Consider the following 13214-nt stretch of genomic DNA (forward strand, 5'->3'; position numbering starts at 1 on the left):
TAAAAGGCAAGAAGGGTAGCTATGATGCGTACCTGATTCCAGAGAGTGTACAGGAATTTTCCTATACGAAAGATGGTAAAGAAATCAAGGGATTCCAGTATAAGTTTAAGATGGAATTTCCACCGAAAAAGGACAAATAGAAGAAAACAATTCCAAAATAATTTGTAAGATTTTGTCGAAAACTGTCATGTATATAGTGAAGGGAGGACTTTGGCATGAATAAGGAAAAAGAAATAGATATGCTGAAAGAAAAACTTGACTATTATACGTTGGTAGCAACCGATGAGGAATTTGATGCCGAAGAAGTTATAAAAATTGTAAAAAGGCTGGAAGAACTTGAACCGACAGAAGCACCGGAAAAATCTGTTGATGAATTTTTGGACGATTTCTGGAAATATTGCGAGGAACGAGAAAGGGAGGAAAAAATACTAGAAGAATTTCGGAAGCAGAAATAGCTGTATCTATGATGAAAAAAGTGTGGTATTATGAGAGAAAGAAATTTGCAAATCGCAAGTTGTGAGGGTAATTATGATAAAGTTTTTGAATGATATCAGGAATGTAGAAAAACCAATATCTAATAATAGAAAAATTATAAATACTATAGCTGTATTGTTCCTTGGAATAGCTTTGGGGACTTTTTCAAAATTTTTGGATTTTCGTCAAGCTGAACTTCCCAGTGGGCTTATGGCAATAGATGCAGCATTAGATGTTCATAACTTCCTTGGACGTTTTGCAATCTGGGTATTGATTGCACTGTGTATTTCTATTTATAGCAATTCTGCAATAAGAGCAAGCATTAATGTTTTTGCATTCTTTATTGGTATGGTTGCAAGTTACTATTTGTATTCAAACTATATTGCAGGATTTTTTCCAAGAAGTTATGCGGTGATTTGGTTTGGATTTACAGCTGTTTCTCCATTATTGTCTTTTGCCTGCTGGTATGCAAGGGGGAAAAGCAAACTGGCACTTATACTATCGGCGCTGATTTTGGCAGTATTGTTCAATATGTGCTTTGTATATGGATGCTGGTATTTTAATGCAAAATCTGTTTTGGAAGTGATAGTCTTTATTATTGGACTTATTGTTTTGAGGAGAGACACATTGAGGAGTTCTGCGCTAATGGGAACAATTAGTATAGTTCTTGCAGTTTTACTTGATATGGTTATTCCATTTCATTTTGGATAAACAACTTCAAGTTTGTCGGTGCAACACTAATACCACACAAAACTTAATATCAACACAGCGTCAGAGCGTATGGGAAAACCTGTACGCTCTTTTTTTATCAAAAATGGAGGAAAATCACATGGAAGAAACAAATGTAACAATGACAGCAGAGGAAATGCAGGGCGAACCTGCAGCAAAGGAAAATGAGACAAAGGCGGAGAAGTTTATCCGTATTGGCGAGTACCGCATGAATAAGGCGGTTGATGCCATTGGCAGGCTGGAGAATCTTGCAAATCGAGGTTCCTACGAGTATACACAGGAACAGGTGGACGCTATGTTTCAGGCATTAGAGGGGAGGGTTGCGGAAATTAAGGCAAGGTTTACGCCTAAGAAAACGGCTGAGAGTAAGACTTTCAGCTTTGGTACAACAGAATAGGAATGTAACGGGAAATAAAGGAAAGGCAGTCATGTAGTGTATGTGGCTGCCTTTTTGTCGTATCTATGACAGGAAGGAGAACTGCGTGAGAAAATATGATTTTATATCGGCTCTGGCAAAGGAGACAGCAGCCGAGGTTGTCAAAAATCGTGAGGAATGGATGAAATACCTAACTACAGCGGCGAGATTATACAAGTATCCGTTCCGGGAACAGCTTTTAATCTATGCACAAAGACCGGACGCAACAGCGTGTGCTTCCATAGAGCTGTGGAATGAGCGTATGCACTGCTGGGTAAACAAAGGGGCAAAAGGTATCGCACTTTTGGACGAGGATGATGCACATGGAAAGCGTCTGAAATATGTATTTGATGTTTCAGATGTCCATGCGGCAAGGAGAATCGGACGGTATCCGGAACTCTGGGAATTACATGAGGAACATAAGGAAGATGTAATTAAGCGTCTGGAGCAGACTTATGGTGCTACCGATGATAAGAAGCTGTTTGAAGAAAGACTTATGGAGATAGCTGAGAGGATTGCGGCAGATTATTATGAGGAATTGTTGCCGGATTTGCAGTACATGATCGAGGGCAGTTTTTTAGAAGGACTGGACGAGCAGAATGTCGGTATCCGCTTGAGGGAGACATTATCGGACAGCATTTCCTTTACACTTTTATCTGCCTGTGGTGCAGATATGCAGGAGTATGGTTCGGAATTTTCTTTCGATTTTATCCATGAATTTAATTCCATGGACACCCTTGCAGTACTTGGAGATGCAGCCAATGAGCTTGCAAAACCGGTACTTTTAGAGATTGGAAGAACCATAAGGGCATATAACAGAAGCCACGAACAGGAACAAACAGAAAATTTAACGCAGAAAGGACTTGCAAATACTTCTGAAATAGACTACAATGCGTTAAAGCGTGAAAGCAAAAGCGGACATGAGGAATATAGTGACAACAATCCAAACAGCGTAGAAAGGGGCAATAGAGATGAATCTGACATACGAAAAGAACGGGGATTATCTGATACCGACATTACAGGCGGACATTCAGCCGGAGGGAACCGTAACGAAGTACGGAATGATGAGGGAGACTTATCTGAAGGAGAACCACAGGGGCGTGTACTCAGCGTTTCTTCTGAAAGGGACATTGAAAGAACATCTGCTGACCATTCAGAAGCAGGCAGAGGAGAGAATGGAGAAGCTGACAAGCCAGATGGCGGCAACCGAGGGAGTGACAGAACAGCTCAAGGAAACCGAGCAGATGCTTTGGGTAGCGAAGATGAACAGCATTCGGAACCGAGCAGAGGAAGTGGTTCTGGGAGAACTGGTTTACAGTCTGTAACAGACACAGATGATCTTCTCCGGGGAGAAGCACCGGAATCTACCTTTACACAACTCAGCCTGTTTCCTTCTTTTGAGGAGCAGGTCGGAACAGTCGCAGCAGCGGAAGCAAGTATGAAATATACCATGCCCGCTGCTTTTTCTTTGCCACAGAATGAGCTTGAAACCATTTTAAGGAGTGGCGGAGGAAAACAGCACAGCAGAAAGCGTATTTTTGCAAAGTACACAGAGGGCAGAAATGCCGAGCAGATGGTGGATTTTCTGAAAAATGAATACGGTCAGACCGGAAAAGGCTTTGAAATCAATGGGAATCCGGTATCGGTGTGGTTCGATGAGCATGGCATGAGTGTCGGCTATGGAACACAGGCAAGGGAAACACCGATTGTTACGATGGATTGGGAAGATGTGGAGAGCCATATCCGTTCTATGATCGAAAATGGTACTTATATGAGTGTCAGTGAAGCATTTCTTGTGGATACACAGGAGAGAAATCGTGTTGCCAACCAGATCTATTTCTTTCTGCGGGATGGCATGGATGAAATGCCGGAGGAGCTTGGCTTAAAGGCAGGAAATTATCCGGAAAGTGAAGCAAAACTCATGGAGCTGCTTTCCACACATGAGGGCAGGGAACAGCTTAAAAATATTTTGGAAGATGCGGCAAACCGCCTTGCTTCTGGAGAAGCAGAATTAAAATGGCGGCATGTGAAATCACCGGAATATCTGTTATCGGAGATAGCAGACCTTGACAGGGAGAGACTGGTATTTCCATTGCCGGATGCGGTGGAGGTAGCACAGGAAGATTTTATCACACAGGATGAAATCGACTATGCACTTGGCAGAGGAAGCGGCTATGAGCATGGAGCTTTCCGTATCTATGAGTATTTCATGGAAGGACATGACCAGAAAGAAACAGTTGCTTTTCTGAAAAATGAATATGGCATTGGCGGTGGTTCCGGTGGACTGCCGGGCAATGATGATTCCCATAATGAACATGATGGAAAAGGTATCCGTCTGGAGAAAGGCAGTTATGGCAATCCGTATGCAAAAGTGCTTCTGAACTGGAATGTTGTGGAAAAACGGCTTAGGGAGCTGATCCATGAGGATAAATATTTATCTCCACAGGGGAAAGAAAACTATAAGGCATACAAGGAAGAACAGGCAGAGAAAGCAAGACAGCGAGAGCTTTCCCGTCTGGAGCATGGACAGCGGTTAGAGTGTAAGAAAGACATTGATGCACTGATTGCTGAGAAATTCAATGGTTTTGTTCTTCCGAGGAATACCGCAGATGAGATCATAGATAAATATGGCATTGACTGTGTGGAATTTGTTCTTGCAAATACGGTTACGCATTTTGATTATGATGGTCGTTTTTCACGGAACAATAAGGACTGGGCAAAGGGCATTGTTGCGGAAAATGAGTGGCAGAACAACGATCTGATTCTAAGCTCACATCCGGCGGTATTGGACGGATTTACCAATCAGGCGAGAAGATATATCAATGTGCTTCGGGAAAAAGAAAAGGAAGCACAGCAAAGAATCACGATTGATGGATATGAGTGTGTTCTGGTTGATGAGTGGGGCAGTGAAAAAGAGAAATACCTGCTTGGAAATAACATAGAGGACAGCAGTTTTTATTATGCGCAGGTCAATGGGAAAACCTTTGAATATGACCATAAGCCGGAGCGTGGCGAAGTAGAGGACGATTATACCAATGCCATTGCAGAGGAAGATATTGACAGGCACGAAGCAGAAGTGTTTTCACGCTTTGAGGGGACGGATGGTATTGCAGAGCTGGATGAAGTGCAGGAATTAGCGTGGCATGTGGTACATGATGCAGATGATGAATATGGCAATCCGACACAATGGAGTGCCACCTTATCAGAGGGAGTATTTCTTTGGATTGATAAGGAAGTGGACGGATATGCTATTTATGATACGGCAGACACCACCCGTCCGGCATTGGAGACATTTTCGACTTTGCAGGAAGCAATGGACTGGGGCAATGAGCTTGCAGAAAGTGGCAGGGAAGCAGAAGCGGAGTTTTCTGATGAAAAGGAACAGAATGTTGTTACAGAACAGACCGAAGATGAACTGGACAGTATAGATACGCAGTCTGCCCGTGAGCGTCTGGAGAATGGTGAAGCAGACCGACAGACAGAGGAAATGCTGTCACAGGTGCTTACCGGAGAATGGGAGCCGCTTACACCTTCGGCAGAGGAGAATAAGACTGTACAGGAAAGATCTGTGGCTACACCGGATAAAAGCAACGCAGTCAATTTTCATATCAGTGATGATCGCTTGGGCGAAGGCTCTCCAAAAGAGAAATTCCAGAGAAATGTTGCAGCAATCAGGCTGTTGGAGCAGATCGAGGGCGAAAACCGTTATGCTACACCGCAGGAACAGCAGATTTTATCCCAGTATGTCGGCTGGGGTGGTCTTGCCGATGCGTTTGACGAGAGCAAATCAAACTGGTCAGCAGAATATCACCAGTTAAAGGAACTGCTATCACCGGAGGAGTACCGCATGGCAAGGGAGAGTACCTTGAATGCCCATTATACAAGTCCGGTCATTATCCGCCAGATGTACGAAACATTGGAGAAAATGGGATTTTCCAAAGGAAATGTACTGGAGCCTTCCATGGGTATCGGCAACTTTTTCGGTATGATGCCGGATTCCATGAAAGAGAGCAGGCTTTACGGAGTAGAGCTGGACAGCATTACCGGACGCATTGCAAAGCAGCTTTATCCGCAGGCAGATGTGCAGATCAAAGGCTTTGAAAAGACTGATTATCCGAATGATTTCTTTGATGTGGCAATCGGAAATGTGCCTTTTGGTCAGTATAAGGTGGCAGACAAGCAGTATGATAAAAACAATTTCCTGATTCATGATTATTTCTTTGCAAAGACGTTGGATAAGGTGCGTCCCGGAGGTGTGGTTGCTTTTATCACAAGTAAGGGAACTATGGACAAGGCAAGTCCGGAGGTCAGAAGATACCTTGCACAGCGTGCAGACCTGCTAGGTGCGGTGAGACTTCCGAATACCGCATTTAAGGCAAATGCAGGAACAGAAGTGACTTCGGATATATTATTTTTCCAGAAGCGTGACCGCATGGTAGAGCGTGAGCCGGACTGGGTACATCTGGGAGAGGATGCAGATGGCATTGCAATGAACGCTTACTTTGCACAGCATCCGGAGCAGATCGTAGGAAAGATGGAAATGGTATCCGGTCCTTATGGCATGGAAAGCACCTGCAGGGCAGATGACAGCAGACCTTTTGCGGAGCAGTTAGCAAAAGCACTTGAAAACATTACAGGACAGATTGATACGATTGATCTGGATGAGGAGCTTGCGGATGACATGAGCAGGCAGAGTATTCCGGCTGATCCGTCCGTTAAAAATTTCAGCTATACCGTAGTTGAGAATGAAGTGTATTACCGTGAAAATTCTGTCATGAAGCCTGTGGAAGTATCAGACACCGCAAAAGAACGTATCAAGGGAATGGTGGCAATCCGTAACTGTACGCAGGAGCTGATTGATATGCAGCTTGAGGAATATTCCGATGCGGCAATCAAGGGAAAACAGGCGGAATTAAACACATTATACGATTCCTTCTTGAAAAAATATGGTCTGATCAATTCGCAGACGAATAAGAGAGCCTTTAATCAGGACAGCAGTTATTGCCTGTTGTGTTCTTTGGAAAAACTTGATGATGAGGGCAATTTCAAGGGCAAAGCGGATATGTTCACGAAGCGTACCATTAAAAGGGCAGAGGTGGTCACAAGTGTGGATACTGCAAGTGAAGCATTGGCAGTATCTTTAGCAGAGAAAGCTAAAATCGACCTTGATTATATGGCAGAGCTGACTGAAAAGGACAAGGATACGCTGATTGAGGAGCTTCGTGGTGTTATTTTCCAGAACCCGCTTACCGATGTCTGGGAGACAGCAGACCAGTATCTCAGCGGAAATGTGCGTGAGAAACTTGCCATTGCAGCAACCTATGCGGAAAATCATCCGGAATATGCTCCAAATGTGCAGGCTCTTACGCAGGTACAGCCGAGGGAGCTGGACGCATCGGAGATTGAGGTGCGTATTGGTGCCACATGGATTGATCCAAAATATATCAATGATTTCATGCGTGATACGTTCCAGACACCGGAGCATTTATTCCGCAGAGATACGATTGGGGTGCAGTTTTCGGGTGTGACCGGAGAGTGGAACATTAAAGGGAAAAACGCTGATTTTGGAAATACGCTTGTCAACATGACCTATGGTACAAGCCGGGTAAATGCCTATAAGATACTGGAAGATTCCTTAAATCTGAAAGACACAAGAGTTTATGATACCATTGAGGAAGATGGAAAGGAAAAAAGAGTTCTTAATAAAAAGGAAACCATGATTGCAAGCCAGAAGCAGGAAGCGATAAGGGAAGCATTTAAGGACTGGGTATTCCATGATCCGGAGCGCAGGCAGACACTTGTGGCAAAATATAATGAGCTTTTCAATTCCACCAGACCAAGAGAATATGACGGTTCGCATCTGAAATTTCCGGGCATGACACCGGATATTGAATTAAAGCCGCATCAGAAAAATGCGGTTGCCCATGTGCTGTATGGGGATAATACCCTGCTTGCACACTGCGTTGGTGCCGGAAAGACCTTTGAAATGACAGCGGCGGCAATGGAAAGCAAGCGTCTGGGACTATGCCAAAAGTCATTATTCGTGGTGCCGAACCACCTGACTGAACAATGGGCAAGTGATTTCTTACGGTTATATCCAGGAGCAAATATCCTTGCGGCAACGAAAAAGGATTTTGAACCCGCCAACCGTAAGAAATTTTGTTCCCGTATTGCAACAGGTGATTATGATGCCGTTATTATCGGGCATAGTCAGTTTGAAAAAATCCCGTTATCACAGGAAAGACAGGCAGCCACAATCGAAAAACAGATTGATGAGATTGAGCTTGCTATTGATCAGGCAAAAAGAGACAACGGGGAGCGTTATACCATTAAGCAGATGGAAAAATCGAGGAAAGCATTGCAGGTGCGGCTTGACAAGTTAAATGACCAGAGCCGTAAGGATAATGTCGTGACTTTTGAGCAGTTGGGTGTAGACAGGCTGTTTGTGGATGAGAGCCACAATTACAAGAACCTGTTCCTTTATACGAAAATGAGGAATGTGGCAGGCATCGCACAGACAGAAGCACAGAAGTCATCTGATATGTTTGCCAAGTGCCAGTATCTTGATGAAATCACAGGCGGCAAGGGTGTGACCTTTGCGACTGGAACACCTATTTCCAACAGCATGACGGAGCTTTATACGAATATGCGTTATCTTCAGTATGGAACGCTTCAGAAGCTGGGACTGGGACATTTTGACGCATGGGCGGCTTCTTTCGGGGAAACACAGACTGCCATAGAGCTTGCACCGGAAGGAACCGGATACCGGGCAAAGACAAGATTTGCGAAGTTTTTCAATCTGCCGGAGCTGATTGCTCTTTTCAAGGAGAGTGCGGACATTCAGACACCGGATATGTTAAAACTTCCTGTGCCGGAAGCAGAATATGAAAATGTGGTTCTAAAGCCGAGCGAGTTCCAGAAAGACATGGTAGCGTCCCTAGCGGAACGTGCCGAAGCAGTCCGGGACAGGCAGGTACAGCCTTACGAGGACAACATGCTAAAGATTACCAATGACGGAAGAAAGCTGGCACTTGACCAGAGGCTGCTCAACGATATGCTGCCGGATGAGGAAAATTCAAAAGCGGCAACCTGTGTGGAGAAAGCCTATGAGATATGGCAAGATACCAAAGAGCAGAAGTCAGCACAGTTGATTTTCTGTGATTTATCGACACCGAAGGGCGATGGCACTTTCAATGTGTATGAGGATATAAAAAATAAGCTTATGAAAAAAGGAGTGCCGGAGAATGAGATAGCATTTATCCATGATGCCAATACAGAACTCAGAAAAGCGGAGCTGTTTGCAAAAGTAAGAAGCGGACAGGTTCGTTTTTTATTAGGTTCCACCGCCAAAATGGGAGCCGGTACGAATGTGCAGGACAGACTGATTGCATTGCATCATCTGGATGTGCCTTGGAGACCTTCTGACATTGAACAGCAGGAGGGAAGAATCTTACGACAGGGCAACCAGAATGATAAGGTCAAGATATTTCGTTATGTTACGGAAGGTACATTTGACAGTTACTCATGGCAGCTCATTGAGAATAAGCAGAAATTTATCGGACAGATCATGACCAGTAAATCCCCGGTGCGAAGCTGTGAGGATGTGGACGAAGCGGCACTTTCTTATGCGGAGGTTAAGGCACTTGCAACAGGTAATCCCTACATAAAAGAAAAGATGGATCTCGATATTCAGGTATCGAAATTGAAACTGATGAAGGCAAACCATACCAGTCAGAAATACAGGCTGGAGGATAACATCACACAGCATTATCCGCACCAGATCGCTATTTTCAAGGAACGTATCGAAGGTTTTACCGCTGATATGGAAAAATATGCGAAAAATAAGCCGGAGGATAAGGAACAATTTTTCATGCAGGTGGGAGGAAAGCCATATACAGATAAAAAGGAAGCAGGAACTGCAATCATAGCCATGTGTAAGGAAATCAAAGGCATCAATGCCAGTGCGGATGTAGGGGAATATCTTGGATTTAAGCTGAATGTAACTTTTGATTCTTTCAACAATAAATTTGTAATGAATGTCAAAGGAGCCATGAGCCATCCGATGGAAGTCGGCACTGATCCGCTCGGAAATATCACAAGAATCAACAATGCACTGGAAGCAATGCCAGCACAACTTGAGGAAGCACAGACGAAACTTTCCAATGTGGAACATCAGCTTGAAACAGCAAAAGCAGAAGTAGACAAGCCGTTTCCGCAGGAAGCGGAGCTTTCCGAGAAACTGGAACGTCTTGCAGAACTTAATGCCTTGCTTAACATGGATGAAAAGGGCGATGATGCGATTGGCATGGATGACGAAGCCACGGAACCGGAAAAAACACATGAAGATGTGAAATCGGTGGATAAAAAAGGGGATGAGGTTGCTGATATGCCAGCAAAGCAGAGTAATCTTGGAAAAACGGTTACGGATGATAAGCTGTCAGACCGACCAGCAGAACGGACTTCATTGCAAGAAAGGCTCGCAGCAATGAAGGCAAGAGTGTCTGGGACACCTGCAGGAAGGGATGCAGTGGATAAGGCAAAGGGGAAAGATCAGATTTTATAAAAAAAGTTTTATTCCCAACTTTATTCCCAACCTGTCAGCACTATTCGGGTTGGGAATAAAAGCAGGATTATTAAAAATGTTATAGCAGTTGATGTAAGGGCAGTCAGTAGTGGCTGCCTTTTATCGTACAAAATGGAGGTCATTTATGGCAGAAAATTGTTATTGGTAGGAGCATGTGGCAATGAGGATTGGCAGATGTTACCGTTTTGCTTGGATGCGCAATCAGGAATTGTATCAGATTGTGAAAATGCAAAGGAGTATCGAAAACTTATAGGGTTACAGATATAGTAAGAGGCACGCCCAAATTTCAGGTTTCGTTCCATTCTGTAAAGAAAAATGAATAAATGTCGATAAATATTATGAGCTAAGGATGGCGTCTGTTTTCAAGGGATTGAATGTGAAAATAGACGCTGTTTCTGTTTGGATTGGAGGTTATATTATGAGAATACAAGCGGCAAATACATTTTATACAGGTACTTACTCTGTTTTGAATACGAAGTCATCATTTCCATATGCTGTGAAAGTTGAAGGTTACGGAAATACAAGAAACCAAAGGAGTTTATTTCAGTTTGCACATGTGACAATAACAGAACATATGGTAAATGCAAAATATGGTACAAAGATTACAAACGGTTCGAGAGTGCAGATGCAGACCGCAGGTAGTAAGAAAAAAGAAGATTGGACTGAGGTTTCCAAAGAACAGTTGGCAGAAGTAAAACTACCGGCATCATTTGATAAATTGAAAGAACAAAATTCTTATTTTTATCATGGAGAAAACATATCGGATTATGAACTAGTGCAAACTGCAGTAGCATTGGGGAAAATGGAATTACCAACAGATGAGAAAAAGTGTATCCCAGACAGAGTTGCAATGGATGCATTTGAAGTGCTTGTCAGAGACCAGGCGGCTCCAAAAAACTCATGGTCAAATACATTGTATTCGGAGGATGGAAAATATACCTTTACAAAGACTGAAAGCGGAAGATGGCAGATGCATTTGATTGATGATGCTGCCATAGGTGCATCTTTGGAAGATATAGCAAATTGGATGATGAGCGGCACGCCCAATAGAAATATTGAGACACGCTACCTAAATTATCTTCATACTGTTGATCCGGATTTATATAATGTGGCGATGCGAATAGGTTCCGAGGTTCGTTCTTATGGTTTTATGGAGGATTTACATCAGCAGGGAGTATTAAGTGATAGTCAAAATCAGTATGATATGAGTCTGTTGGGTATGTTATTCGGTAAAGATGCGGATAGTATGCGTATGATATTGAATGGGTGTAAGGAGTCTGGTAATTTTTTGGAATTATTGGATTTGTATAGCCCGGATGGAGCAAAATCGTTGGATAAGCTTCGGGAACAGCAATATAAGCACGGTGGAATTGTTTAACATAGCGAGTTTTATGACAGGATATGAAAAAGCAATTAATTCTCGAAGTAGAAGAGTGTGAAACACTAATGTAGCAACGGAGGTAAAGACAAACAGCAAGGACAAAGTGCAGGAATACTATGAGAAACTGTGTAAAAAGTTCCCGGAGATTACTTTTAATACGGGTAGCAGTCTTATGAGTGGAAATGAAAATAAAGTGGTAATAAATCTTTCTAGCGAATGTCTAAAGAAAATGGCAAATGATCCGGAATTTGCCAAGAAAGTAGAGTTTAATTTAACTGGTGCAGTACCGGGACAGAATAGAATGTTTGCACAAGCCAAAGCTGATAATGCAGTGATACATGGTGTTACAACTGTAATAGATGCCGATGGGAATGCTTCTGTTACTTGCGGAGGTATGACAAGAACCAGTGGTTCAAAACAAAATTCAACTACATTGAATGCGGAAAAGAAACAAAAAGAAAGATTATAGAAAAAGCGTGAGGAAAGAAAAATCTCAGAAGAAAAGGCAGCTAAGAGACGGGCAGAGAAAAAGGCGCAGTTGGAGAAGCTGACAGAAGATGAAACGTTTACAATATCAGCTACTGGCACTGATGTAAAAAGTGTTACGCAGAACCTCTTAGCTGCGGTTTCTGGTACATCTGCGCCGACAGGGGCAAGTTTTGATATAAAGGCATAAGGAGAAATTGTTCATATTCCGCAAGGCGCATAAACCTTTGCTTTTGCGGACTGCCCGGACTTATTGCAAGGGGGCAGGGGCGGCAATATAAAAAATTGATGACAATGGAGGATTAGGAAATGGCTATTAATGGAGTCGGACATAATTATGATTATTTGGGAACGACTACAAATTATATACGGGGAAAAGCAACTGTTAGGGAAGCAATCTCAAAGATGGTGAAGCAGTAGGCAAATCTTTCTATTTCTGATGCAGGAAGAAATATGCAGCGGGAAATGGCAAGCAAATTTGAACCCGATTCGGATTATACCAATGTCAGGGAACTGACAATACAAAATACAAATGAGGTTGCTTGGGAACACTATACCGCAATGCGGGATATTAGCAGCCTAACATTAAAAGACGGGAATTATAATGTTGAAGATGTGATGAAATCTATAATGGATACATATGAAACCCGTTATAATGAAATCGTAAAAGAACATGAAAATGGAGATCGTGAAGTTTCCTACGAACTTACGGGGAAAAGGTCATTGACACTTGACGAAGATTTAGCCGGATTGGACGAAGCCTTTAAAATGCGTCTGGCAAATTTAGAAGGATATATTACCTGTCAACAAACCAATAAAGCATTTGAAAACGCAGGCAGTTCATGGTATTTCCGTAGAAATAGCCCTCAAAATGAAGTAAAAACACAAGATAAGGCTCAAATGTTTGATACAAAATATCAGAAAACCGCAGTATCAATAATGGAGCAGGCTAAAGAGAAGTTTTTGGTAGCCTTTAAAAGTATAAATTACAAACAAGGAACAGCAACAAGCATACTATCGGATATTATGAAAAAGTGCTGATAAAGGAGGATTAAAAATGGCTATTAGTGGAGTAGGACAGAGTTATTATCAGAACAATGTTGCAACAACGAAAAGTACAAAGAGCGTAAACAGCACGGGAGAAA

General features: G+C 42.8%; 8 protein-coding genes. All 8 read left to right on the forward strand.

Annotation, left to right across the window (positions count from 1 at the left end; genetic code table 11):
- Positions 1–215 precede the first annotated feature (215 nt).
- The 8 genes from H8S17_RS15350 to H8S17_RS15385 all read left to right on the forward strand — a co-directional run bounded on the left by H8S17_RS15350 (position 216) and on the right by H8S17_RS15385 (position 13110).
- A complete protein-coding gene (locus tag H8S17_RS15350; RefSeq protein WP_118592197.1) occupies positions 216–455 on the forward strand; it encodes a histidinol dehydrogenase in 240 nt (79 codons plus the stop codon).
- A 73-nt stretch (positions 456–528) separates the two neighbouring features.
- Complete coding sequence (locus H8S17_RS15355) at positions 529–1185, forward strand: hypothetical protein (RefSeq protein WP_186867834.1); 657 nt, start codon at positions 529–531, stop codon at positions 1183–1185.
- 118 nt (positions 1186–1303) lie between these two features.
- Complete coding sequence (locus H8S17_RS15360; RefSeq protein WP_118512081.1) at positions 1304–1600, forward strand: hypothetical protein; 297 nt, start codon at positions 1304–1306, stop codon at positions 1598–1600.
- Positions 1601–1685: 85 nt separating this feature from the next.
- A complete protein-coding gene (locus tag H8S17_RS15365; protein ID WP_330595816.1) occupies positions 1686–10181 on the forward strand; it encodes a DUF3849 domain-containing protein in 8496 nt (2831 codons plus the stop codon).
- Between the two features lie 439 nt (positions 10182–10620).
- Positions 10621–11580, forward strand: a complete 960-nt coding sequence (locus H8S17_RS15370) for a hypothetical protein (protein WP_021960360.1) — start codon at positions 10621–10623, stop codon at positions 11578–11580.
- A gap of 106 nt (positions 11581–11686) precedes the next feature.
- Positions 11687–12052 (forward strand): DUF6033 family protein, encoded by a 366-nt coding sequence (locus H8S17_RS15375; RefSeq protein ID WP_008118586.1) that lies wholly within the window; start codon positions 11687–11689, stop codon positions 12050–12052.
- Positions 12053–12121: 69 nt separating this feature from the next.
- The gene (locus tag H8S17_RS15380; protein WP_007889061.1) at positions 12122–12259 is read left to right on the forward strand and encodes a hypothetical protein; all 138 of its coding nucleotides are present in this window, start codon (positions 12122–12124) and stop codon (positions 12257–12259) included.
- Between the two features lie 263 nt (positions 12260–12522).
- A complete protein-coding gene (locus H8S17_RS15385) occupies positions 12523–13110 on the forward strand; it encodes a hypothetical protein (protein WP_227700707.1) in 588 nt (195 codons plus the stop codon).
- Positions 13111–13214 lie beyond the last annotated feature (104 nt).

It is taken from the genome of Roseburia zhanii (assembly GCF_014287635.1).
Lineage (GTDB): Bacteria > Bacillota > Clostridia > Lachnospirales > Lachnospiraceae > Roseburia_B > Roseburia_B zhanii.

What these genes read in the sequence shown, in the direction of transcription:
- H8S17_RS15350 (WP_118592197.1), top strand. Translation starts at nt 216, where the DNA reads ATGAATAAGGAAAAAGAAATAGATATGCTGAAAGAAAAACTTGACTAT.
- H8S17_RS15355 (WP_186867834.1), top strand. Translation starts at nt 529, where the DNA reads ATGATAAAGTTTTTGAATGATATCAGGAATGTAGAAAAACCAATATCT.
- H8S17_RS15360 (WP_118512081.1), top strand. Translation starts at nt 1,304, where the DNA reads ATGGAAGAAACAAATGTAACAATGACAGCAGAGGAAATGCAGGGCGAA.
- H8S17_RS15370 (WP_021960360.1), top strand. Translation starts at nt 10,621, where the DNA reads ATGAGAATACAAGCGGCAAATACATTTTATACAGGTACTTACTCTGTT.
- H8S17_RS15385 (WP_227700707.1), top strand. Translation starts at nt 12,523, where the DNA reads ATGCAGCGGGAAATGGCAAGCAAATTTGAACCCGATTCGGATTATACC.